Annotated in this window: 23 protein-coding genes; 19 read left to right on the top strand and 4 right to left on the bottom strand. The window is 56.0% G+C overall.

Annotated features, from left to right (window positions below; all coding sequences use genetic code 11):
• Positions 1 to 129 precede the first annotated feature (129 nt).
• The 10 genes from EA462_RS10580 (at position 130) to EA462_RS10530 (ending at position 8,342) form a co-directional block, all read left to right on the top strand.
• Complete coding sequence (locus EA462_RS10580; RefSeq protein WP_124178547.1) at positions 130 to 1,509, top strand: hypothetical protein; 1,380 nt, start codon at positions 130 to 132, stop codon at positions 1,507 to 1,509.
• A gap of 765 nt (positions 1,510 to 2,274) precedes the next feature.
• The gene (locus tag EA462_RS10575; protein WP_124178546.1) at positions 2,275 to 2,772 is read left to right on the top strand and encodes a hypothetical protein; all 498 of its coding nucleotides are present in this window, start codon (positions 2,275 to 2,277) and stop codon (positions 2,770 to 2,772) included.
• 8 nt (positions 2,773 to 2,780) lie between these two features.
• Positions 2,781 to 4,643, top strand: a complete 1,863-nt coding sequence (locus EA462_RS10570; protein WP_124178545.1) for a hypothetical protein — start codon at positions 2,781 to 2,783, stop codon at positions 4,641 to 4,643.
• A 361-nt stretch (positions 4,644 to 5,004) separates the two neighbouring features.
• Positions 5,005 to 5,352, top strand: a complete 348-nt coding sequence (locus EA462_RS10565; protein WP_207891652.1) for a hypothetical protein — start codon at positions 5,005 to 5,007, stop codon at positions 5,350 to 5,352.
• Positions 5,353 to 6,122: 770 nt separating this feature from the next.
• Positions 6,123 to 6,620 carry a hypothetical protein gene (locus EA462_RS10560; RefSeq protein ID WP_124178543.1) on the top strand — a complete coding sequence of 166 codons (498 nt, stop codon included), beginning with the start codon at positions 6,123 to 6,125 and terminating at the stop codon, positions 6,618 to 6,620.
• Positions 6,617 to 7,003, top strand: coding sequence for an SWIM zinc finger family protein (locus tag EA462_RS10555; protein ID WP_124178542.1), 387 nt, complete (start codon positions 6,617 to 6,619; stop codon positions 7,001 to 7,003). Before EA462_RS10560 ends, EA462_RS10555 begins: the two co-directional genes overlap by 4 nt.
• Positions 7,000 to 7,401: a DUF6166 domain-containing protein gene (locus EA462_RS10550; RefSeq protein WP_124178541.1), complete on the top strand. Its 402-nt coding sequence runs from the start codon at positions 7,000 to 7,002 to the stop codon at positions 7,399 to 7,401. Before EA462_RS10555 ends, EA462_RS10550 begins: the two co-directional genes overlap by 4 nt.
• Positions 7,394 to 7,576, top strand: coding sequence for a hypothetical protein (locus EA462_RS10545; protein ID WP_124178540.1), 183 nt, complete (start codon positions 7,394 to 7,396; stop codon positions 7,574 to 7,576). The genes EA462_RS10550 and EA462_RS10545 overlap by 8 nt, the downstream gene beginning before the upstream one ends.
• Before the next feature lie 277 nt (positions 7,577 to 7,853).
• A complete protein-coding gene (locus tag EA462_RS10535) occupies positions 7,854 to 8,078 on the top strand; it encodes a hypothetical protein (protein WP_124178538.1) in 225 nt (74 codons plus the stop codon).
• 33 nt (positions 8,079 to 8,111) lie between these two features.
• The gene (locus EA462_RS10530; RefSeq protein WP_124178537.1) at positions 8,112 to 8,342 is read left to right on the top strand and encodes a hypothetical protein; all 231 of its coding nucleotides are present in this window, start codon (positions 8,112 to 8,114) and stop codon (positions 8,340 to 8,342) included.
• Between the two features lie 31 nt (positions 8,343 to 8,373).
• On the opposite strand, the gene EA462_RS10525 is transcribed toward EA462_RS10530, so the two are convergent.
• Positions 8,374 to 8,613, bottom strand: a complete 240-nt coding sequence (locus EA462_RS10525) for a PadR family transcriptional regulator (RefSeq protein ID WP_124178536.1) — start codon at positions 8,611 to 8,613, stop codon at positions 8,374 to 8,376.
• A gap of 180 nt (positions 8,614 to 8,793) precedes the next feature.
• Here EA462_RS10525 and EA462_RS10520 point away from each other — a divergent pair, with 180 nt between their 5' ends.
• The 5 genes from EA462_RS10520 (at position 8,794) to EA462_RS17290 (ending at position 17,857) form a co-directional block, all read left to right on the top strand.
• On the top strand, positions 8,794 to 9,531 hold the full coding sequence (locus tag EA462_RS10520; RefSeq protein WP_124178535.1) for a YccF domain-containing protein: 738 nt from the start codon (positions 8,794 to 8,796) through the stop codon (positions 9,529 to 9,531).
• A 223-nt stretch (positions 9,532 to 9,754) separates the two neighbouring features.
• Positions 9,755 to 13,861 carry an Eco57I restriction-modification methylase domain-containing protein gene (locus tag EA462_RS17560; RefSeq protein ID WP_124178534.1) on the top strand — a complete coding sequence of 1,369 codons (4,107 nt, stop codon included), beginning with the start codon at positions 9,755 to 9,757 and terminating at the stop codon, positions 13,859 to 13,861.
• Entirely contained in the window at positions 13,854 to 17,219 is a 3,366-nt protein-coding gene (locus EA462_RS10510; protein ID WP_124178533.1) for a helicase-related protein, read from the top strand. Before EA462_RS17560 ends, EA462_RS10510 begins: the two co-directional genes overlap by 8 nt.
• Positions 17,220 to 17,230: 11 nt before the next feature.
• On the top strand, positions 17,231 to 17,548 hold the full coding sequence (locus tag EA462_RS10505; protein WP_124178532.1) for a hypothetical protein: 318 nt from the start codon (positions 17,231 to 17,233) through the stop codon (positions 17,546 to 17,548).
• Between the two features lie 162 nt (positions 17,549 to 17,710).
• Complete coding sequence (locus EA462_RS17290) at positions 17,711 to 17,857, top strand: hypothetical protein (protein WP_165872044.1); 147 nt, start codon at positions 17,711 to 17,713, stop codon at positions 17,855 to 17,857.
• 80 nt (positions 17,858 to 17,937) lie between these two features.
• Here EA462_RS17290 and EA462_RS10500 read toward each other — a convergent pair whose 3' ends face one another.
• Both EA462_RS10500 and EA462_RS10495 read right to left on the bottom strand, forming a co-directional pair.
• Complete coding sequence (locus tag EA462_RS10500) at positions 17,938 to 18,648, bottom strand: hypothetical protein (protein ID WP_124178531.1); 711 nt, start codon at positions 18,646 to 18,648, stop codon at positions 17,938 to 17,940.
• 42 nt (positions 18,649 to 18,690) lie between these two features.
• Entirely contained in the window at positions 18,691 to 19,116 is a 426-nt protein-coding gene (locus EA462_RS10495) for a DUF6884 domain-containing protein (protein ID WP_124178530.1), read from the bottom strand.
• A gap of 146 nt (positions 19,117 to 19,262) precedes the next feature.
• On the opposite strand from EA462_RS10495, the gene EA462_RS10490 reads away from it, so the two are divergent.
• Together EA462_RS10490 and EA462_RS10485 are read left to right on the top strand one after the other, a co-directional pair.
• A complete protein-coding gene (locus EA462_RS10490; RefSeq protein ID WP_124178529.1) occupies positions 19,263 to 19,724 on the top strand; it encodes a hypothetical protein in 462 nt (153 codons plus the stop codon).
• Positions 19,725 to 19,726: 2 nt separating this feature from the next.
• The gene (locus EA462_RS10485) at positions 19,727 to 20,056 is read left to right on the top strand and encodes a hypothetical protein (protein ID WP_124178528.1); all 330 of its coding nucleotides are present in this window, start codon (positions 19,727 to 19,729) and stop codon (positions 20,054 to 20,056) included.
• Between the two features lie 89 nt (positions 20,057 to 20,145).
• Here EA462_RS10485 and EA462_RS10480 read toward each other — a convergent pair whose 3' ends face one another.
• Positions 20,146 to 21,837 (bottom strand): hypothetical protein, encoded by a 1,692-nt coding sequence (locus EA462_RS10480; protein ID WP_124178527.1) that lies wholly within the window; start codon positions 21,835 to 21,837, stop codon positions 20,146 to 20,148.
• 175 nt (positions 21,838 to 22,012) lie between these two features.
• Here EA462_RS10480 and EA462_RS10475 point away from each other — a divergent pair, with 175 nt between their 5' ends.
• Positions 22,013 to 22,981 carry a hypothetical protein gene (locus EA462_RS10475; protein ID WP_124178526.1) on the top strand — a complete coding sequence of 323 codons (969 nt, stop codon included), beginning with the start codon at positions 22,013 to 22,015 and terminating at the stop codon, positions 22,979 to 22,981.
• Complete coding sequence (locus tag EA462_RS10470) at positions 22,978 to 23,487, top strand: hypothetical protein (protein WP_124178525.1); 510 nt, start codon at positions 22,978 to 22,980, stop codon at positions 23,485 to 23,487. Before EA462_RS10475 ends, EA462_RS10470 begins: the two co-directional genes overlap by 4 nt.
• The last annotated feature ends 144 nt before the right edge of the window (positions 23,488 to 23,631 follow it).

Below are 23,631 nucleotides of genomic sequence, written 5' to 3'. Positions count from 1 at the left end.
GTTGGCATTGTCGCGCTGTTCGTTATCCGTTCTCTATCACCGATTTTGAACCACAACTACTGTCAGAATAGTCAGATAAAAGATATTTTTATCATCGGTCAACACCAATATCCACATGGATCATATCCTATGGCAAAGAACAACGAAGAGCGACAGCAACGGCTTGACGGCTCTCCCGTTGATGACGAGGACGAACCGGGCGAAGAACTGAACGATGTCGGTGAGACGTACAGCTGGCATCAGACGAAGGGCGGTTACAATCGTCACATCTTGTCCAGCCTGATGCAGAAATCGGTTCGGCGAAACCAGCCAGAGATCGCCGAGTGGGTCGCCTACGAGATGTGCCGGTCAGGCTACTCAGACAACGTCTGGAAACGGCTCAATCTCTACATCCTGGAGGATCTCGCTGCTGGCGTCCAGGGGGCGACGGAGATTCGAGTCCTCGAACGGATCGCCGATCAGTCTGACGATCGGGACGTAATCCTGTGTGCAATGAGAGCCGCCAGAATTGCCGCTAAAGCTCGCCCATCACGAGAGGCCACTTACCTCAATGACGGCTTTGACAAGGCCTGCAAGGACCGTGTACGAGCCCAGCAGGACGGTGAACACGAGACACTGTACGACCTCCCGGTTAACCCCGGTACCCTCACTGATGAGGACGAGTTGGGGCCACCGATCGAAGAGGCGGACACTGACAAACAGCTCACCTTCGGTGACGGGAAACGAGAAGACGATTCAGACGACGAGGTTCCGACCAACGATTTCGGCGAGCCACTCCGTGTCGAAGAGACGCATCACAGCTTCGATCAGCGGTTGTTGCGGGAACGGCTTCGACGCGCAATTTCCGATGACGACGAGGAGGTAGCGTCGTTCTGTAGCTGGGAACTTGCCCGTTCAGGATTCGGGGAGAAGTTCTGGTCAGAAATCACAAACCTCGCCATAGAGCACGCCTCTGCGTCGGCGATCACTGTGGTGGAGACGTACGAGCGGATGGCCCGAGAGCGATACGAAGACCTGTCCTGCTGGGAATCGAAGCTTGCGGCCATCTATGCCGCGTTGAGCGTCGTCAGGTCCGAACGGCCAGCAGTCAACGATCGAATCGCGGAGTTCGATCGAATCGCAAGCGAACGAGCCGAGGCGATGATGAGTGGAGAGGAGCCGGAGGTAACGTTCCCAGCAGAGCCAGACGAGCTCGTGATCGGTGAGAAGTACGACGTCGTCGTCGACAAACATTGCTACGCTGGCAAGGGTGCCGGACGTGGGTGGGACCACTTCAAGATTCACGGTGGTCGTGTCGCGGAGCCAGGGGAGCCACCACTCGCGATGAAGTGGCGACGGATCTCGATGGAGTACGATCATCCACGGTTCGACTACCGGGTGCCCGAGGTCGCGTTCACTGAAGCTGAGATTGAGCACTCGCTGAAACCGGTCGATCCCGAGGATGCGTGGGACGAGCCGGTGGACCTCCGCAACAAGACCTTGGGCGAAATTGGGGGTGCGGAGAAGTAGCCCCCACTGTTTTCGTCCCCTAAACCCGTCGAAACTGGATGTCAGTCCGCTCTAAGACCCCTTCTTACTGATGCCAGCTGATCTCAAACAAGGGTAGTACCCCTCCTCGTCTGTTTGACCCTCCCCTTGACGATAGCAGCCCTGGTCCTACCCCCGGTCGAAATTCCAAGCCGACCGGTGTTTCACTCCGGTGGTGTCCGAGCAGTCCGTACCGCCGGATGTGTTGGCATATCCACGCTGTCGTCGTGAATCCGATTCTGAAATATCACCTGACTGTATTGTTTTATTGACACCGGCCATCGATCGCCGTCAGCTAGTTTAGTTGGTTTGTCGAGGATAGAATACACAGTTTCCACACTTGGTGCAGCAGGAACGGCGAGTGACCTTCATCACGGAAAACTGGTATATATCCCCGGGGGTGTAGATACATCTGAAGCCTGGCATAATGACCCGAAATCGAACCAGTATCAAGCTGGATCCAAGCGTGAGAGATCGACTGAGAGCCCAAAAATCAGGTGGAGAAACTTATAGTCAACTTCTCGATAAGATGATCGACCACTACTCGGAGGTAACTACTCAGTAGCAGTATAAAACCAACGGCCGGAACTTGTAGCAGGGGATCGGCCGCTGGATCCTAACTTGAGGCCCGCAACTCCGGGTGAAAGCCTCGTTCACGTTTACGCGTTTTCGAGGCTTGTATCTTCCGACGAGTGGCGGGCCTATGCAAAAATAAGTGATTAAAATATGATGAAAACACACAAACCGATGGAAGAATCGGAGTACAAGAGTTTCGGCAACAACCATATGTACAACCCCGACACAGTAATATTTCGGCACGCAGAGAAGTACTACCAGGTGCTTAGCACTGGGGATCAAGACCAAGTAACAAACTGTCGCCAACAGCTATTCCATCATCTATCAGCATATCAACACTGTCTCAATACTGACGAACCACCACGAGACTCGTGGACGGTTCTACAACTGACGATCCGCTACGCATCAACGTACGCTAAGAACTACGTCAAAAGTGATGACTACTCATCACCAGAAACGGTGAAGGTGATTCGACAGCAGATGGTGGAGGAAGGGAGACGTCTCCCCTATGGTGTCGCGGAGTGGATCGTTCAACACGTCGAAGCTCGGTCTACGAACCAACGAGGAGGTATGGAAGAAATGCAAGACGGCTTCACCGGTTTCAATGACGAAAAACTCCAGCAACGAATCAAGTTCGACTCCGAGACCCTCGATACAGCTGAAGAGTAGTAGAGACGATGGCGTTGAAAGAGATCGAAGGTATTGGAGACGGGTCAGGTATCAACGAATACCGTCGAGAGCTTGCAAAGCGTGTCGTTGATCACATCAACAACGGGCGCAACCGTCTGATGCTCGCGCTTATGACGCTCGGGAAAACGTATCTCGCTGGCCATCTTGCGCAGTGGCAATCGAAACCAGTGACTGTGTTCACCCGTCAGTGGGATACACGCCACGATATCTACGACTACGCTGTTTCATGTCGTAGGGTCTGTGAAGATGATGTTGCGATTGCTCCCTCCTTTCAGCAGCATTGCGACTCCTACGACGAAGACGACCATCCTGAATGGGTGGAGATCATCGACACCCTCACTTCGAACGGAGCGACCGCCAGTAAAATTCACAAGTGGTTCGGAGTCGAGAAAAAGAAGAACATGCCGTGTCAACAGCGGGACGGGAAGTGCACCTACTCGGAGAGGTCTGATTTCGAGGCTGAAGACAAGAAGCTGATTATTGCCAGTCCACAACATGCCTATGTCGAGTCGTACACTGAAGGCCGAGTGTGCGTTTTTGATGAAGACCCAGGTAAGGCATACGAGACGGAAGTAGCAGACAATACCGTCACGAGGGCCGTGAGCCAGATGTTATCGACAACCGATGAGATCGATGACGTCGAGACGCTGGCCGACATCAAAGATATGGCACCTCCAAAACAGATGGAGATCGTCGAAACCATAAAAAACCGGGATGGTGGACTAATCGACCCCGAACTTGGCCTGTCGATGAACGGACGCCGGGCTGATACTCCGCTGCTGATTGTCGGCGAGCTAATGGCCACGCCACTGGGCGACTCGAACTTCAAGCGATGCGAAATCAACCTGGAGGGTAGAGAAGCTACCTTTCTCAAAGATGATCAGGAAGGCGGCGTGACGACGCGTGTCCCACCAGCACTCTACCTCGCTGACACGGTTATAGGTCTTGACGGGACACCGGTGCCCGAGATGTGGAACAACCGACTTGGCCTCGAACTAAAAGTTGACCAGTTCCTCACCACGGAGAAGCGACAGGACTACATCAACGACATCCTCGGGTACAACGTCTATCAGACAACATGGACGACAAAGCCGGCCAGCTCCGGAGAATACGTGAACGAGCGACACAATATGGTTCTACTCGAACACGCTTACGATCGTGGTGCGCCCGGTCGTCGAGGAGAGCCTGTCGCGTTCATCACCAGCAAGAAAGGACGCAAGCAGACCAGAGAGTTCGCCGAGAGACAGTACGATGAGTTCGTGGCTAACGACGAACTCTACTTCGGCGGACTCAAGAGCTCAAACGCTATCTCGCACATGGATACGTTAGTCGTATCGGGCTCACGACACCCCGGTGATCGTGAGATCCAGCGGTTGGCGGCTCTCGACGGATACGACGTACCCGAGGGAGAAGGGAAGGGCTCCGAAAAGACGTATGGCCCGGTCGGCGATCGGTACTACGACCACGTTACTAAGCATATGACCGCCCAAGCTATCTTCCGGATTGGCCGAGACGAAGACGTCGACGGTGCGGACATCTATGTCCACACTTCGACAATCCCGGACTGGATCCCCATTACAGCTGCAGTTGATGATGATGATCGCGACTCCATCCGAACGAGAACCGACAAAGAACACGTCACTATCCGTGCTCTCCAAACAAAAGAGGTCGCCACGACTACCGAACTTGACGAGATGGTCGACTACGGAACCAGCTCCATCAAACGCCATCTAAACCGTCTCCATGAGGATGGCTATGTCGAGAAGGAAACTGACCGAGGTGCTACCGTGTGGATTGACGCTGGTCTTGACGATGGCAACTGGTGGGGAGAGGTTCGTATCGACGATTGAACGCTCCTACCCCGCCTCACCCAAACAGTAAAAGATCACACAAGTGTAGCCCAAATCCCTTATTTGATTAGATATGGGTAGTGGGCGCAGGTCACTGGCTGAATCGTATATATGTTCAGTTTTAACAATATGAGAGCGACACTTCTTGAGTATATCAAAAGCACAGAGGCTCAGAGCCAGAGCATCATTACCGGTTCTGACCGACCCATGCCAACAGCCTCGGTGGCACGGACCCAATAGTTCGTGTTGCCACGGTGAAGACGGGTTTTTAACATGCTCGGGTACGCACAGATACCTCATGCAGCCGTCTTCCCTTACCAAAATATTGTGCCGAGCGGACCTCATGCGAGGTCAAATAACGTTGCTGAAAGTACTCTACGAGCGAGACGAACCGATTGGTCGCGGGGAACTTGCGGAGAAGCTTCGCGGAGGGATACACCAAGACCCAGAGCAAAGCCTCACAGGGGTCTTGGGAGCCTTCGGAAGGCGAATCAACGAGACTGATGATATTCCCGGTAGCCCTGGTACTGACGCCTTTATCAAGCGACAACAGATCGACAGAGAGACTCACTACTTGTTGCGGCCGGAAGCACGCGAGGCGATAGGAAATGTTCCTGCGTTGGTCAGAAGGTTCGACGAGCCGTGGGATAAACTACTTGAGCCAGACTCCAGAATCGAGGCGAAGAATCTCGTTCCAAATTCAGACTGATTAGTCAACAGAGATCTTCTCTATTTGGACCCCTTCCAGATCGCTTTCGTCACTCTGATTAATCGCGGAAAAGAGTCGGAAAACGGCTTGCTGTGGGTTGCCCTCGGACAACGCAGCTGTTGGCATTGCGCTCTCGGTCCCCGCTAATAGGTTCTGAAACGCTCATTCTCGACAGTTATTGCTGTCAACAAGTTTACTAATATCCTACCCCTCCTACTACTATATAAGGAAACCTACACGAGGAGCCACGGCTCTGGGCACAGAGTTCCGGAGTTGAGGCCGGTGCTGGAGCACCGGACTCGGTAGGCTTCCTGATGGAGGCAAGAAGCCAATGTCAGATAGCTACAGCTACGGCAAAAGAGCATCGGCACAACAACACCCAGACGCGGAGCGAGTCGGCTCACATCTGATCATCGACAAGGCGGAATGGGTTCCGGGGCAGCACCCCGATCCACATCGAGGACATCCAGAGCAGACGGAGTACTTGGAACATTTCTACCGCTGTACTCTGTGTGGCGTAGAGGTCCTCCAGAAACGTGACCTCCCGAACTCGTGTCGAGGTGAGGCGTGATGAGCGAGCAGCGAGCGACGCCATCGAGTTCTGGTCCGTACCGTCGGGAGCTCGGTTGTCAGCGAGAGGCCACTCACACGGTCATCGTGAACGCGCCCGTGAGGGGTTACGCTCAGGACCCAGCGTGTACTGAACACGCCGAGAAGGCTCGGAGCCACGTGTACGTCAGCGATGTCCAGCGGCGGGGAGGTGACGCCTAATGGAGTTGAAAGCGGCGTCAGTAGATTGGATGGAAGATGTCGGCAACGACCCACGTCTACAGGTCGTCGTCGACGAGATCCCGTCGCGAGACAAACTCCGATTTGAGCACGAAGACGGAATCTGGTGCGGAATCAAGGACGGTTTCGTGTCCTACTACGCGTGGTCTGGCGACGGCAACGATGGCGGCTACGCCGGTCGGTGTTACACCATCACGATGCGTGACGGCACAGAAGTCACGCTCAAAGGCCCCTGGTCGTCCCGTGCGGGGTGCGTCAACCAACGGTCGTTCGGCCCGGTCGTCGACGTACGGATCACTACCGATCCCTCGGCGCTGGAGCGGGGCCACACGTTTGGGACGGGCTCATTAACTCTGGAAGCTGCCAAACAGGCGATCGACCTCGTCGACGAAGATGCTCACTTGGAACGACAGCTCAAATACTCCAACGACGAGCCCGTTTGGGTACCAGTCCGCGACACTGGGGGTGACGAAGCGTGAGTTCAGAGTCGGTCCAGCCCGAAGTTGACGCCCGGACGCTTCGGGCCGCCCGCGAGCACATGACCGTCATTGAAGAGGGAGATGCGCTCTTCGAGGTGACGACGCAATCCGGATCAGCCTACACGGTTGACCTGCGAGAGCCAGCCTGCTCCTGTCCCGACTTTCAGTACCGCGAGGAAGTAAAAGAATGTAAACATGTGCGGAGGGTGAGGATAGAGGTAGGGCAAGTCGACATCGATGCGCTCAGCGAATCGCTCAGCGAACAGGCCAACGACATCCAGCAGGATGCCGCGGAACTGATCCAGGCCGCTGACGAGTTAGGCGAGACGGCTACCAAACTCGAAGATGCAGTCGAACGGCTTCGAGAGGTGGCGGAAAGATGAGCCACGATGTCGGGGGCGAAACCCAGGGTTCGAGCATCCAAAGCACCGATCCGGGGCCTTCAGCAACGACCGATTCGGCGGAAACAGTCTATCACGGCTATCGAGATCCTACTTCACCGGTAGGCGAAGAGTGTACTGTCAGCGTCGACGGCGAGCCGCTCGACTTCAGGTATGATCTGCTGTCGGCTTCGAGAAGCGGGTTCGAGTGGGGCTATGGAGGAAGCGGCCCCGCACAACTCGCGATTGCGTTGCTCGCGCACGCGTTTGACGGTGACATCGCCTGTGATCACTACCAGAGGTTCAAGCAAGACGTCGTGGCTAATCTCCCCGAGAAGGGATGGACACTCCACTCGTCCGATCTCGACGCGTGGTACAAGGAGGTGAATGCCGATGATTGAGCGATTCATCCGCCTGATGGTATGGTGGTTCCGCAAATGGTATCCGATCTTCCGGCTCGTCGGTGAAAAGACGGGACGCGAAGAGTACGTCGAGACAGCAATCGAAGTCAGCGAAGAGAATTTCCAGAACACAGCTGAAGCAATCGGGATTGAACTGGAGGGAATCGACGGATGAGCCGTCCTGATCCCGCAACATCGCTCAACGGTGTGCAGACCGGCCACATTTGCGATAGCTGTAACAAGCAGATTCAACACGGGGATAAGGTCTCGATGTATGCCACGTGGTACGACGAAGGCGGCTGGACACCAAGACGGACCTGGTGCATGAAGTGTTGTCCCGGATCAGTGGACCCTGGAACGGAAGGAGCTGACGAAGTGATCGTCGAGGCCGTGTTCTGGAGTCACCAACTTGCTGGCGTTCGTGTGAAGGATCGGAGTCGCCCGATAGAGCAATGATTACGTTCAAGAAACACGACACGGCGACGTGTCCTGACTGCGGTGCGTTACTGGTCTACGGTACGAAGGAGGAAGCGTCGAGCTGGAAAGTCTACTACGAGTGCAACGAACGGTGTGGTTGGGAGCAGATGACGGGTCGAGTGCCGCTGTCTGCTGTCGACCATCGAGACGACGTCGACGACCGTGCCCGCGAGATGGGCGATCAGTGGGCTGGACCGTAACGACCACGAGCCAGCCCCGTGATGGTTACGCCGATGAGACGATTCGAGGTCGGAGATCGGGTCCGCATTGACATTCCCGACAAAGGTGATCCCGATTTTGAGCTGTATCACGACCGGAAAGGCGAGGTTGTCGATCTGATCGAAGACGACGCAGATGCAGTTACCGGCGACGTGCGCGACTCGTACTTGTTCGCCGTTGAGTTTGGGAATGGCGAGATTGAACACTTTCGCTGGCGAGATCTTCGACCAGTACCGGAGAAGTAGTCATGAATCTCATTCTATGGGCAGTTGCGAACTATTCACCGAGGGCTTTCAGCAATAACTCTCCATTTTCGGTCAAGTGGTAGCTGGTACGCTGTCGACCCTCTGTTTCGTCCTCATAGACCTCAATCATTCCCTCATCTTGTAGCTCTTGAAGGTGCTGATAGACGTATCCAGACGAGATGTCCAACTCCTTCGCCAAGTCGTATCCATGCGCTGGTTCTTCGCGGAGCCGGAGTAAGATACTCTGCTTCGTCTCTCCGATTAGACTCATCGATTAGGATTTCCAGACCGCCTAACAACAGCTATATAAACGATTCTACTAACCGATGAGAAAAACTAACCGGTAAGATAAAACTAAGTGGTAGTCCTCTCAACCAGACTATCATGCGTCTTCTTGTATTTGATTGGGGAGAGAAGTTAGTTCGAACAGGTGGCTTAGACCGGAGAATCGATGAAATCGGAGAACGCTCGCTGGCTGTGGAGACACCCCCACGAAGATGGATTGGGTGGTAGAATCATGGGCTCCATATCAGACATCGTAACAAACGGAGCTTGCCCAAGCTGTGGACTTTTTGCGATTGTACAGGGAAACGATGCATACGTATGTCAGTTGTGTGGAGAGCAGTATCAACGGGACGATCTCAACGTAGACGAATCGAGAACACTCAGTGACGTGGATTCTGAACGGGTCTATGACATCGAAAGAGAAGACCTGAGCATACTCCGGACGACCAGTGTGGGAGATAAACACTGGGAAGATGCGGAGGTGTATGCCAAAACAGGTCCGTGTCCGGAATGTGGTGCTTGGGCTTTGAACCCCGGTCTCGGTGGAGCGACCTGTGACAAGTGTCACGAGGACGTTTGGAAGGAGGCGATGGATATAGATCCGAGGCGTCAGCCAGTAGACATCAAGGGAGAGGTATACTCGGGTGGGTTAGATGGGGTTCTCCGCGGGTCGATAGTCGAAAAAGCAATCATGTGGGTGTTAGAGATCCGGGAGGAGATCAAGGCGGACAGCCCAGACCGAGAGTTGACACCGACTGAGAAGTATAAGAAGAACCTTGCTAATCTCTGTTTCATATTGGGGATCATGTTTTGTATTACGATCATAGGGATTCCGTTCGGTGTCTTATTCTTTGTTCTGGCAGCGATCGTGACGCCGAATTTGGAAGAAAATCCTAATACGTGATGAATCAGCCGTAGCGAAGTTCGCACCTTCCAGATAGGATCTGTAAGTAAGTACGGACCCATATGTATGTGCAACCCCCGAGACCTGGAACCGGATTATTGATCCTGTCGTGACAATGCCAACAGATGCGATTGCTTGGACGTCGGGGACAAGGTAGCAAATCCACCGCCAACTGAGAGCAAGCTACCAAGATATATGTCCCCGGTCTTCCAAGTCCGTTGATATGGCTTCGGACTTTCTCGAATCACGCTCTGGCCGTCCATGGGCTGACGATCCGGCTGGAGGCGATTTCGAGTTCTACCAGGGAAACGGATCAAGTGCGCTGGAGGTCGTTGTCGTCGATCACGGCGAACGACCGACCAAAGAGTTTCTCCAGAAGGCGTACAAAGATCGACGTGGCGGGCGAGTAAACCCGATTCTCGTTGTTGCCCTCTACGACGGCTACGCGGGGCTGTGTGGGCCGAGTGGCGAAGAACCACCAGTCTACCGGGATGTCGACCGTGGACAAGCAGATCGCGTCTGTGACACCGCTCTCGACGAGCCTGACCGACACGCGGCCCAGCGGTTCCTCACTGAGATGCTCCCGCAGCTTGACGAGGAACTAACCGGGCTACGGAATCAGGGCCTCCTTTCGACACACGAGCTAAAGGTCGGCGTCCCCGAACGCGACGACTGGGAAGAGGCTACCGAACGAGCCAAGCAGGCAATCGACGACGACCCACGCGAGCTGATCAAGGGTCTCAACTACGAGATCGACCAGCTCACCGACCAGAGTTACGTGCTCAAGGACACGAGCGACGGCCACGAACGCGCCGTAGCGATGTTCCTCCAGGAAGATGAGTCATTCGACCACACGCAGGAACGGTTCGTGGGCCAGTCGCCGGTAGCCTACGCGCTCAACGAGGCCGACAAGCGCAACCTCGAATACGTCATCGGGAGCAGCGGTGACACTCTGCGGCTGTACACGACGAATCCTGACGCTGGATTCGGCTCGCGCGGTCGGACGGACACCTACGTCGAGGTGAACACCAGCCTACTTGCGGACGAGAAAGCCGCCTATCTCTGGCTGCTGTTCTCCGCGAACGCCCTCCGTGAAGACGGAACGCTTCACGACATCATGGAGCGGTCGAAGGATTACGCGGCTGATCTCGGAGAACGGCTCCGTGAGCGCATCTACGACGATGTCGTCCCGGACCTCGCGGAGGCTATTGCCCGTGCCCGCGACCTCGACGACCCTACGAAAGAGCAGTTGGACGAGACCTACGAGATGACGCTCGTGTTGCTCTACCGGCTGCTGTTCATCGCTTACGCCGAAGACGAGGAGTTCCTTCCGCGACGGCGCAACGAGCGGTACGACCGGAACTCGCTGAAGCAGAAGGCCCACGATCTCCATGGCTTCATCGAGGACGACGGCGACTTCGATGCCGCGTTCTACGACCACTGGGACGATGTGATGCACCTCTCGCGGGCCATCCACCACGGCCATGACGAGCTGGGGCTTCCAGCCTACGACGGCCGCCTGCTCTCCGAGGATGAGAACATCTCCGAGGCGGGCGCGAAGCTGGCGGACATCCGACTCAATAACGCCGAGTTCGGTCCGGTGCTGGCGAAGCTACTTATTGACGAGACGGGCGACGGGTATCAGGGGCCGGTCGACTTCCGCAACATCGGTGTGAGGGAGTTCGGCGTGATCTACGAGGGACTTCTTGAATCCGAGCTGTCGCTGGCGGAACAGCCGCTCACCACCGATGACGAGGGGCACTACGTCCCGGTCGACTCGGACGGACAGCAGACGCTCGGTGACGAGGAAGTCATTGTCGACGAAGGCGAGGTTTACCTCCACGGTCAGTCCGGCGAGCGAAAGGCGACGGGAACGTACTACACGAAATCCCGTTTCGTCGAGCACCTTCTCGACCACTCGCTTGAACCTGCGCTGGACGATCACCTTGACCGGATCGACCGGCTCCGCGAAGAAGAAGGCGAGCACGCGGCCGCGGATGCGTTCTTCGACCTCCGTGTCTCTGACATCGCGATGGGGTCGGGACATTTTCTTGTTGGGGCTGTTGACCGCATCGAGTCGCGCCTCTACGCATACCTGACTGAGAACCCGCTGTCGCCCGTCGAGGACGAACTTGATAATCTAGAGGACGCGGCACTTGAGGCGTTCGAGGACGAAGAGTACGCGCCGCCAGTCGAACGTGGACAGCTTCTACGGCGTCAGGTCGCCCGACGGTGTATCTATGGCGTCGATCTCAACCCGTTGTCGACCGAACTCGCCCGGCTGTCTATCTGGGTACACACGTTCGTTCCAGGGCTTCCGCTGACGTTCCTCGACTACAACCTCGTAACTGGGGATTCGTTGGCCGGAATCGGCACTCTTGATGAAGTCACGGAAATTCTCGATGTCGAGCAGTCCTCGTTGGGGATGTTTGCTGGTGGTCAAAGCGTGATGAACGAGATCCGAGATGACATCGACGAACTCGGTAGCTTTGCTGATGCCAGTGCCGAGCAGGTACAGGAAGCCCGTGAGACCCGTGCAGAGATTGAGAACAAGATGGAGCAGGTTCGGGCGCGTTTTGATATTTTGGCTGCGTCACGTATTGATGATGATATTGACACATCGCCTGTTTCGAATACAGAAATAGATGTGACTGATCATGAAAGCTACACGCTGGCTCAAGCGGCATTAGAATCGACTGAGCCTCTTCATTTCCCCGCCGCCTTCCCGGAAGTGTTCGATGGGGATGGATCCGGATTTGATGTTGTTGTCGGAAACCCACCCTGGGAGAAGACAAAGGTGGAACGTGACACCTTCTGGAAAATGTATTATCCGGGATTATACGAAACAACCCAAACTGAGGTCGAAAAACGTATTGATGAACTTGAGGAAGAACGACCAGATCTCGTTGAAGAACTTGAAAGGAAACGTACAGAAGAGTCTGTGCGGTCGTCAATCCTGATCAATGGTCCATATCCTATCGGAGGAAGCGATCCAGATCTATATGCTGGCTTTGGGTGGCGATTCTGGGACTTAGTCAATACCGGTGGTCACCTTGGCGTAGTGCTACCTCGTGCGGCTTTATTAGGACCAAAAATGGAGGAATTCCGTCTCCGAGTTGTTGACGAAGGGACTGGAAGCGATCTCACACTACTCACAAACAACCGCGGATGGGTTTTCGAAAATGTTCATCCACAGTATACAATCGCACTCTGGAGTATCGAAAAAACTGCTCCCGGTCCAGATACTGAGTTCCCACTTCGCGGTCCTTACTCTTCGCCAGAAGCCTATGAAGAGCGAAGAGATCCTCATTCATTCCCCTTAGATGTGGTAAGACGGTGGGCAAAGAGTGCGTTCCCGATGTTACCCACTAATCCAGATTCTGTAAAGACACTTGAAAAAATGGCGCGTTCTCCACCTCTTGACACGGAAAACGACGACTTTGGTTGGCGTGCCCTGCTCGTACGAGAACTGGATGCTACGCAGGACAAGAAAAAGGATGACGGAACCACCCTGATGCACTTTATTGATGATCCGCCAGAGAGCTATTGGCCGATATACAAAGGCGGATCTTACAACCTCTGGGAACCAGATACCGGAGTGAGATACGCCTGGGCTGAGCCTGACCTCATTAAAGAGTATCTTCAGGAGGATAGACAAAGCTCGTATGGTCATTGGCGTTCGCCATTCACAGAGATGTCTGAAGCGTGGATAGAGGACATCGAAACCCTCCCCTGTCTGCATCCACGCATAGCCTACAGACAAATCGGGAGAAGTACAGATACTCGCACGGTCATCTCCTCACTTATTCCACCGAAGACGCCACTCACCCACCACTCCTGGTACTTCATCTGGCCTAAAGGAGATGAACGTGATGAAGCCTACCTGCTAGGGATTCTAAGTTCGATCCCCTTCGATTGGTATGCCCGCAGATTTGTTGAGGCAAACGTTACGAAGAGTCTAATGAAGACGTTCCCCGTTCCCCGCGTTAATGGTATACTTAGAGACCGTGCAATAGAGCTGGCCGCACGACTGGCCGCAGTTGATGAACGCTACTCAGACTGGGCTGATGCAGTTGGTGTCGACTATGGTCCTCTTGGCGAGGAGGAAAAGCAGGACAAGACCTACGAACTTGACGCCGTCGTTGCGCACCTCTACGGGCTCTCCCGTGAACATGTCGAGGTCCTCTTCGAGACCTTCCACGACGGCTGGGACCACGAGGAACGGTTAGACCGTGTACTCGACTACTACACGAGTTGGGCTGACAAACTCGACCTCGATCACGCTAACCGTGAGGAGGAACGAGAGGCGGGGACACGAAGCGATGACTGAGCAACCGCAGTTCGTCGACAACCGGGACGGCAACACGCTCTCGACCGCGATTAACGACTACCTCACGGACCTCGACAACACGCTCGCGGACAATCCCGACCTCGACATCGTTACGGGCTACTTCAATCCGCGTGGGTACTTCTCGGTTTCCGATGGCCTCGAACACGTCGACCAGGTGCGGCTCTTGGTCGGTGCCCAACCAAGCAACGAGGGCACGGAACGCTGGCGACAACCCGGCGAGCCCCGTGACGAGCAGTACAATCAGAAGCAGATCAACGAGTCCCTCCAGTCCCTCGACTTCAACCTCAAACGTGATCGAGACCTACTCGGGTTCTCTCGTGAAGTCGACGAAAACCTCCAAGAGCTGGTCAACTTCCTCCGGAGCGACAGCGTCGAAGTCCGCCGCCACGAGGACCGGTTCATCCACGGAAAGGCGTATCTTTTCTCGGACCACCAGGGCGTCATCGCGGGCTCGTCAAACTTCACCGGCGCGGGCCTGAACTCAAATCTGGAGCTGAACATCGGCGCGTACGACCCCCACGTTACGGGTGAGGTCCAGGACTGGTTCGACGACCTCTGGGCCGAGAGCGAGGAGTTCGACCTCGCTGCACTGTACGAGGAGCGGTTCGAACCCTACGATCCATACCTGATCTACCTACGTGTCCTGTACGAGCGGTACGGCGAGGAGCTGGAAGAGGAGAAAGACGAAGACGGCGGTATCAACCTCACGAACTTCCAGCAAGACGCCGTCAGGCGAGCGAACCGTTTCCTTGAGGATCACCGTGGCGTCATCATTGCCGACGAGGTCGGCCTCGGGAAGACCTACATCGCGGGCGAGCTCCTCCGCCAGTACGTCCAGCAGAACCGACAGCGCGCACTTGTCGTCGCACCCGCGTACCTTCGAGATGGGATGTGGACGCAGAAAGCACCGGAGTGGGGTGTGCAGTTCGAGACGGTGTCGTACGCTGAACTCCGGCGGGATCGGCAACTCGGCGGCGACCTCAACGTACTGAACCTCGACGTCGACGAGTACCAGCTGGTTGTCATCGACGAGGCCCACGCGTTCCGCAACCCCGGAACTCAGCAGTCCCACGCACTTCGCACGCTCCTGCGTGGCGACCCACCGAAGGACGTAGTGATGCTCACGGCGACACCCGTGAACAACTCGCTCTGGGACCTGTACTACCTGCTCAACTACTTTATCAAAAACGACGCGACGTTCGCCAACGAGGGTATCCGGTCGCTCCGCGAGCGGTTCAAGACGGCCCAGTCAGAGGACCCGTCCGACCTGAGTCCCGACATGCTGTTCGACGTCCTCGACGAGACGACCGTCCGGCGGACTCGTCGGTTCATCAAGAATCATTACGAGAATGCGACAATGCCTGATGGCGAGGGCGGCTCGGTTCGGATCAACTTCCCCGACCCCAACCCCCGGCGCGTTGACTACACATTCTCCGACACCTTCGGGGACGCATACTTCGAGGACGTTGCCCGTGGACTGGCCGCAGGCGATCATGACGAGTCCGAGCTGACGCTGGCCCGCTACCGACCGTCGTACTATCTCGAAGGCGAGGAGGACGGCTCAGAGCTCTCCCTCGTTGGCCTGCTACGGACGGGACTGCTCAAGCGGTTTGAGTCGTCGAGTCACGCCTTTGCCAACACGCTCGACCGGATGGTGACGCAAAATCGCGCCGCCCTCCGGCTTATGGAAGAAGACCGCTTCCCCGACCCAGAGGCGATTGATGAGTGGGTGGAGATGGATAGCGACGAGGCGTTCGACGAGACCCTTGGTGACGTCTCAGACGGCCATATCCCGCTTAGCGCCGTCAACGCCGACCCGGGACAACTCCGTGCCGACCTAGAGAATGACGTCGAGATCCTCGAACGCTGGCGTGACGGCGCACGCGAAGTTGAACGCGACGACGACGAGAAACTCCACGCTCTACGGAATGCACTTCAAGATGTCGTCACAGAGGCGCGTGAGGACGCCCAGTCGGAAGGCGTCGACGACGAGAGTGTTGAGTCGGCCTTCCGTCGCAACCGCAAGGTACTGCTGTTCTCGTACTATGAGGACACCGTCGACTGGATCTACGAGTATCTGGAAGAAGCCGTCGAGGATAGCGAAGAACTATCCTGTTACGAGGATCGAATCGCAGCCGTCAGTGGTGACGGATCGAAGTACGGCGTGACGCGAGAGAAAGCGGTTCACGGATTCGCGCCGAACTCCGGTGACGCACCCCCGGATGCGACTGACGAGTTCGACATCCTGATTTCGACGGACGTGCTCGCCCAGGGTGTCAATCTCCAAGAGGCACGTACCGTCATCAACTACGATCTTCCGTGGAATCCGATGCGTGTCGTCCAGCGGAACGGACGTATCGACCGCGTAAACTCGCCGCATTCGAAGATCTTCCCGTTCACGTTCTTCCCCGAGGACCGCCTTGACGATCTCCTTGAGCTGGAACACCGAGTCCGCCAGAAGCTCACGCAGGCGGCTCGATCGATCGGCGTAAGCGGCGGCGTGATCCCTGACATGGAGACGCTGAACCAGAACTTCGCGGAGCGCGTCGCGGACATCGGCTCGATCCAGGAGGAGGACAGGGACTTCTACGAGGAAGGCGGCGGAACTGCGGCCGCCTACTCCGGTGAAGAGTACCGTCAGGAACTTCGCAAAGGGCTGGAGACGCGAGAAGACCAGGTCACGTCGCTTCCGTGGGCGGCGGGCTCTGGCTTCGAGGGTGACACGCCGGGCTACTTCTTTTGCGCCCGGATTGGCGAGGAGGTGTTCATGCGGTTCCTCCCCGAGGAGATGGACGAGGAAGACGACGAGATCGTCCAAGACACGCTCACTTGTCTCAAGCGGATCGAGTGTACCGAGGAGACGGAGCGAACGCTTCCAGACTCGATGCGTGACCGCGTGTACGATGCGTGGGAAACGGCGCGGTCAGACATCTACAAGCAGTGGCAAGAGCAGACCGACCCGTTGAACGTGCAGCCCGACATCCGGCGGCTGTTCCGCGAGGTCGCCCAGCACCTACGGGAGAACTGGCCGGACGACATGACCCAAGATGAGCTTCAGGAGACGGTCGAGGCCGTCGAGGCTCCGTGGGGTCGTCGGTACGAGCGCGAGCTACGGGAGATATACGAGGACGATTCGCTTGCTCCGGTCGAGAAGTCCCGTCAACTCGTCGAGAAAGTCGAAGATCTGGGTCTCCAGCCGTTCGAGGCACCTGATCCACTCCCACCGATTCAGGAAGATGAGGTCAAGCTGATCTGCTGGATGGTCGTTGCACCCGAAGAAGACGAGGAGGAAAATGATCGACCACAGTTGATGTCCCAGGTTACGTTCAGCACATAGGGAAGGATACGATGTATCAAGGATCAGAAAAGTATTTCATTCGGACTTTCATCGCCCGATTTGGATTCCTGTACGGTGCTGGCGGGACAGTCAACACCGCACTACAGCTACTGGTAATCAATATCGGGTTGTTGAGCCGTCAACCACAGAACTTTGAGACGCTTCCGTACTTTGTCGAGGCTTGGGTGTCGATTGTTCTCCCCATTCTCCCGCCTTACACAGCTGGTGATGTTCTGAACGTCCTGTTCAACCTGCTAATCGCAGCACTGATCGCGCTCTCTTGGACGCTCAGCTGGAGCGAGGGGATGTACCGACACCACGGTCGTTAACTACTCTTTCCGGGACGAGATCTTTTATCGGTTGAACTCCTACGGTTTGTTAACACCGACGCGTCTGAGGACAGCGGGTGTGGACCCTGGATTTCGAGGTTCGAATCCTCATGAGGGGATAACGGCGGATCGGAGAACCGCATCCTAAAATACCTCAGACAAATGACGAAGGAACTCATAATCTCCGGCTGTCTAAGCGTCGTGTTTGCAACCACCGGCGTAGCGCCTCCGGTCATCCTGGCGCTCAGCGCGTATGTCGGCCTCCGGCTGAATGACGTAACCCTCAATCCTCCATCCGCAACGGGTTGAGAGTCATCTCTACGCGGTTCATGCCAACAGCTACCCGGCAGACGCTACGACGGCCAGGGCACCCCTAGGTCACAGTTAACTCAGAGGGCAGAGGTATCCGCTACGGCATCAGCCAACCGGTCCAGAAACGCCGTGTCGTACTCTTCTCCGACGTGGTTGATGTTCCATAGACCCGAGTCGCTGATCTCGCTACGGGGACTGTCACGCCCCAGCCAACCGCCACTCCGAGGGTCGAGGGAGTCCTTCCGGTAGTTGCTGACGAGAGCGATTGCGTTGCGTTCGATATAGGAACGGTCACTCTGCGGGCTGGGCTCGTCGTCGACGTGGATCCACAGGAACGGGAGGTCACGGATGTACTCACTCACGCGACGTTCGTGTTCTAACTCTGCGAGGCGACGTTCTCGATTCGCACTGGAGCCATCACCCCAGTGTGGATACTCGTCGCGAAGACCGTCTCGTTCGATCAGAGCCTCGCCGACACGCTTACGGAAGACCGAACCCCGATGATTTCCGCCGTCTTCGTAGGTCCCGCTGTTCGCTCCGCGGTGTGTCCGTAGTCGGTTCCACAACGATGTACCCGATCCCGAGGACACCGCATGTGTGCCGATCCGGGTGAGCCGAAGCTGATCAGCTGCGTCTCGCGTCTCATCCTCAGCGAAAAAGAAATACACGCCGCGATCCGGCCAATCCATGTATCCCGTGCAGTCCTTGAGTCGTTGCTTGCCACCGACGTTTGTTTCGAGACGGTTGAGAAGGTCGTATAGTCTATCGAGATCCGAATGACGCGACATACCACTCCGTTCGGAGGTAGCACACAAAATCGCTCGGGATTTTCACAGGTGTTCGTTGTACCACGCGAGCGACTCACCGAACTGGAGGCCATCAGTCGGGGTTTCGATGTCTACCGGGGTATCGTCCAGTAGCGGGATGAGTTCGGAGTAGTAGTTGCGCCCTGCGTGGAAAACGAGACGATTGCCTTCGTCGAGTAAACCCTCGTCTTCGAGCTGGCCGTACACGGTTTCAGCCCACTCACGTTTTCGGGCAACCGGCGCACCAGACAGGGTGTCGTCGTAAGGTTCGATAGGCGGGCCAGCAGGATCGAGTAGATGGTGTTTGGCTGAAAGGACATACCAGCGGTCGTGGTTGGCTTCGACGTACTCACGCGCCTTCTGGAAGAACGTCGACGGCATGTAGAGGTCAGCGGGCTTTGCAGCCTGCTCGCGTTTGCTCTTGGTACAGCTCACGAGCCCGATGTCCATAGCGGGTAATCTCTTTCCGGCCCGATGAAGCCTCTGGTCGTTCTTATGGAGATTCAGCACCGAGCGTAAACGGAGTCTCCATCAGAATTTGCTTAGTAACCAAGGACAGGATAAGGTTTATGTGGTCGGGCTAATGATAGTACAGTATGGCGCGAACTATCAAGGTAGACGAAGACCTCTACAGAGACCTCGGTCGCTACGGAAACCGAGACGAATCGTGGAATGACGTGCTCGCTCGCGTGCTCGCACACATAGATGAAGAGGCGGCGCTCGAAGATCGAGACAACCGAGAGACGACGCACAACAGCCAGGAGACGGAAGCAGAGGATTCCGCATTGAGTCAGTTGCCGGATGGTACCGTGGTCCGACATCGATACCAGCGCGGCGAGTACAGCGGCGAAACGGTCGAGGCCACCGTGCAAGGTGGCCGGTTGTCCGTCGAGGGTGATACGCAGGAGACGCGAAGCCCCACCGGAGCCGCACGGATAGCCGACAAAAAGCTTCGCGACGATGACGCTCGCGGCGAGGGATACAACGGCTGGACTTGGTGGGAGTACGAAACCGAGGATGGTGACTGGGAACCGATCACCGTACTCGCGGAGGGATAACGATGGGAGAAGAAATGCCTTGGTGGCTGAATCCGAAGCTCGGGCAACTGGACAACGGTACGACGCTCCGCCATGTCTACAAGAGCGGAGAGTACGAGGACGACGTCGTGACAGCCCACGTCCAAGGTGAGCGGATTGATGTCCCTGGTGATACCGGGCCGGACGATTCTGACTTCACGACGCGCACACCGTCAGGAGCCGCCCGAGAAGCTGATCGGCGACACCGAGGTGCGGACTCTCGCAACGATCCCTACGGATACAGCGGATGGGACTGGTGGGAGTACCAAGACGATGATGGAGAGTGGGTTCCAATCAGCGAACTTCCAGAGTAGACGTATCCGCTACAGTGCAGTACGCGCGAGTAGCTGCATAGGCGAAGCATAGTTTTCACCACCAACCACTTGAATATTGACGGGTGCTGCTAGTGAAGAATGCCAACGATGATACACCGCTCCTGCTCGTCACCGATCGGGAGGTTTAGTAACTCGAAGTCAGTGTATTCCACGTCTCGGTCGGCCAACCGCTCAAGTACGTGGCGCTGAACACCAGACACGCGGTCGTCCCCCCACTTCTGCTTACGTAACCCGTCGATACGACGAGTGTCCTCATCGACTCCCCACAAGAACAGCTTCTCATCATAGTTTCGACCCTCTTTCTCTATGTTCTCGACGATGCTAGCTGCGGTGTCCTCTTTGCTGAGGTCGTCCTTGTCCTTGTATTCAATCAACCCATCACCCTCCTGCTCCTTCGTCGTCACAACGTCGTGTTGACGGGTTGCTCCGTGGTTCAGGTTGATGAGCTCCTTGATACCGTTCTTGAATCCGACACTGACACAGTCAGATTCAGCGAGTACGTGGAGGAAGACGAACCCGAGACAGCGGCGAACTGTCTGCCCCGTGGCGTTGTCTAAGTGATTGTGGGTAGTTGCGAGCAACGAGGCTCTTTCCGAGGCGATTTCAGCCTTGTCGATGTTGAGAAGCGAGAGTCCGTTGAGTTTGAACTCCTCTGATGCGAACGACTCCGACGGATGGTAAAGAGAAAAATCGGCGGTGTCGATTAGGTCACGGAAGATGTCACCTGCAAAGTCGGCACTCAACGCGATCGAGTTGTTTGCATACATCACGTGGATATGGTCAGGGACCTCTCCCTTTGGCTGGACTTCTGGCTCACCGTCCTCGCCCTCGATGATGACTTCGCTTTTGTAATCGGTCAGGGTCACGTCGTCACTGTAGGCCGAGGGAACATCGTTCCCGGGAAGCCGCTTCAGATCGTTGTATCGGCGAGCCTGTCCGTCGAGTTCGTAGCTGTACTCTTTGAACTCGCTCATGAAGCTCTGCGGCGTCTCGTAGGAGTCACGCCCCCACCGGATTTCCTTGATGTTGTGTGAGTGTCCGTTTGAGAGCTTGAACTTCCCATTGAAGAACTCAAGCGATCCCTGCTGGAGCCACCGTTCTTCCATTTGATCATTACTGAACTCGAACTTGCACTCGATACCGCTCTTGCCCTCGTAGTGGCAGATGATCTGGATGTTCTTCCGACGGTAGTTGAACCGTTTCTCGGAGACACCGAGGAAGTCACGGAACGAACCAGAGTCCGTGTCAGTGAAGTGTGAGAACTTAATGTCGTCTTCCAAGTCCTCGAAGTAGGCGGCGCTGAGGATGTTGTCGACGTCGAGAAATCGGCGGACCAGTTCTACGTCGCCACTTTCTTCTTGAATCGACATCCCACGTTCTGCTTTGACGTGTGCGAGCAGGAAGTCGGTTTCATAACAGACTAACATCGCGTACTTGTCTTTCGTTCGCTGCTTGGATTGGAGAGAGTCACAAAAGTTGGCGAGAAAGAGCTTGACGTTCGTCTCCTTGTCCGCCCCGGATCCTACAATATCGACGGCGTAGTCGAAAGCAACCTCGCCCATCTCCGCGTCCTTGAGACTGGTCGGGTACTTCAGCTTGTCTACCTTAATATGGCTTAGAAGCTTGTCTACTTCGGCGGCCTGAGGGATCCGCGTAGCGTCCAGCTTTGGAATACCACGCGTATCGACCTTGATAGGTCTGTAGAAAACCAGGGCTTCCGTGGGGGTGGATTCCTCGACGAATCTTTGCTGTTCCGACATAAGATGTACTCGTTGGGGCGATACTTCTAGCTGGGACATCATTACTGTTGCGTGACCACATCACCCATTTGATAGGGAGAGAGAAAAAGCACCTGCCAACAGAGGCGTCGGCCTCGGCTTCGATCGCTCCGAGAAGTCCCTCACGGTTTTAGCCCCTGACCACCTCTTCGCTGATATGACGTTCAGCGTCTCGTGGCACACGCTCCTCGACGAACTCGACGATCTTCCCGAGGGAGCGACGCTGATCACCCCACTCTCGCACAAGCGATTTCGGGTCACCGACGTGCAGGAGCAACGTGTCATCATCGACTTCGAGGACAGAGACGAGAAACGACCACTCCAGCGCGACCAGTTCGAGACGTTATATCGGCGCATCAGCGACGGGCATGGCGGCTTCGAGCTTGATCGACTTCCAGCTGACGCAGATCCGTACCCTGCGGTGCTGAGTCTCCACCCACGGTTCGAGATCGACGAGGACGCAGGCCTGATCATCGAGAAGGACGGCCCGACCTCCAGCCAGCTTCTCGACGCCGAACTCACCAGAGATACCGACGAACGGTCGGAGCCGGACCTGGACGTGTATGCGGACGCGCTGTTGCTCGTAGACGCTCTTGAGCGCCATGACGTGACCACACTGTCGGAGATGGAGACGAACGCGCTGGTGAACCTCTACACCCTCCTCTCGGATGTCCAGCGCAACGCTAACGATCTCCGCCAGGACGTGGCTGGCGTACTGCTGAACCGCCTTCATCACGACCGGCCCGTGAGCGGCCCCTTTGGTTCGGTCCAGCGCACGACTCGTCGGAATCGGTCGTTGAAAGACGAGGAAGAGGTACTGGCAAAGCTGGAGAACGCGGGCGTCGATCGCGAACGGGTGACGGGTATCGACCGGAGCAAGGTCGACGACGCGTTAAAGGTCACGGAGTTATCCGAGAGGGACGTCTACGACATCGAGGAGAGTGAGTACGTCCGCAAGGCAGAGGTTGACGAGGAAGTCAAAGAGACGCGACTCCAGGGCCTCAAGGAGCAACTCGCGGCGACTGAGGGTGAGGAGGCCGAAGAGCTACGCCAGGAGATCGAAGATCTGGAAGGCCGTATCGACGAACTCACCAGCTTCCGAACGGGGACTGAGGTTCACGAATGACAGTCACTATCGAAGTACCGCCCCGATATGCTCGGTTGGTTCGTAAGAAGGCAAAGGAACGAAACCAGTCATTCGAAGAGTACGAGGACTGGGACAACCAGTCGAACACTTGGGGCGTAGATCCTGAGAGCCGGCATATGATTGGGCTGATGGGTGAGATGGCGTTCGCGATCTACGCTGATCTGCAAATCAATACTGAGGTCTTAGGGTGGTCAGACGAGGGTGTTGATTTTGAGATCTCAATCGAGGGGATTGAGAGAACAGTTGACATAAAGACGAGTCAGAAGGAGCCGTACGCCTTACCAGTGAAGAAATCGCGCGTCAACTCCGATTACTACGTCCTTGCACATCTGCAGGACACTACGGTGACGTTCTTGGGAGCGGCAACGAAAGAGATGGTCCTCGACAGAGATCCAAAGAAGTCGAAGTTCGGCCACTACAACTACCAAGTACCGGTTTCTGAGCTGAACCCGCTCCCAGATAGTGAGTCGATCGTGAGTGTGTAGCGGTTGGTAGCCAGAGCTGGGTCTGCGCGGTGTTATCCGGTACGTGTTCCTGTGGCTCCCGAGAGTGTATCATCGCTTACTTATAGGTCCGTGTAGTTATTTCGGGATGAGAAGGTACGAGTCAGGTCGAGAACCGGCGATAGT

Origin of the sequence: Natrarchaeobius halalkaliphilus (assembly GCF_003841485.1) — an archaeon.
GTDB lineage: Archaea > Halobacteriota > Halobacteria > Halobacteriales > Natrialbaceae > Natrarchaeobius > Natrarchaeobius halalkaliphilus.
The sequence above is the reverse complement of the archived record's forward strand: the minus strand, read 5'-3'. Positions and strand labels throughout refer to the sequence as shown.